Below are 949 nucleotides of genomic sequence, written 5' to 3'. Positions count from 1 at the left end.
TGTAGTGGCATAGTGAATTTGGCCACCTAATAAGAAATGTTATGATCTCATTCATAGCGAATTTAGGTGACAAAATGAATAAAAGTAAACGTGCTCGATATAGCGCAGCGATTAAACTCGAAACTGCCCAATTAGTCATTGACCAAGGCTATACACAAGAAGCGGCTGCCAAAGCCATGAACGTAGGTAAATCAACGGTCAGTAAGTGGGTAACGCAACTTCAGGTTGAACGCAAAGGGCTTACTCCTAAAGCCTCACCCATGACGCCTGAGCAGATTGAGATTAGGGCACTTAAACGTGAAATTGAGCGCATAAATCTCGAGAAAGAAATCTTAAAAAAGGCTACTGCTCTATTGATGTCGGACTCGCTGAACAATTCTCGATAATCGAGAAACTCAATCAGAGCAATAAATATCCTATTTCAGTGTTATGCCATGCATTTAACGTGAACCGTAGTAGTTACCGTTATTGGGTGAGTCACGAGCATATTGTGACGTCAGAGCAGCGACGTTTAGAATGTGAAATCAAAGCGATACATGCACAAAGTAACCAGTCCGCGGGTGCGAGAAACATTGCCACTATCGCTTCTGAACGGGGTTTTACACTAAGTCGTTATCGAGCCACTAGGCTAATGAAAAAGCTAGGATTAGTCAGTTGCCAACAACCGAAACATCACTACAAGAAGGCTGGGCAGGAGCACGTCGCTATCCCCAATATACTCGAACGACAATTTGCAGTGGTTGAACCAAACACCGTTTGGTGTGGCGATGTCACTTACATTTGGGCGGGTAATCGCTGGTGCTATTTAGCGGTTGTACTGGACTTATTTTCCAGAAAAGCGGTGGGTTGGGCGATGTCATTTTCACCAGATACTGAGTTAACAGTGAAAGCACTGGAAATGGCATTTGAATCACGGGGTAAGCCTAAAAACCTGATATTTCACTCTGAC

General features: G+C 43.7%; 1 pseudogene. It reads left to right on the top strand.

Annotated features, from left to right (window positions below):
- Nucleotides 1–74 precede the first annotated feature (74 nt).
- Nucleotides 75–949 (top strand): annotated as a pseudogene (locus tag L5M11_RS23795) (IS3 family transposase); the annotation flags it as partial.

Source organism: Shewanella sp. SM87 (genome assembly GCF_025653705.1).
Classification (GTDB): domain Bacteria; phylum Pseudomonadota; class Gammaproteobacteria; order Enterobacterales; family Shewanellaceae; genus Shewanella; species Shewanella oncorhynchi.
The sequence above is the reverse complement of the archived record's forward strand: the minus strand, read 5'-3'. Positions and strand labels throughout refer to the sequence as shown.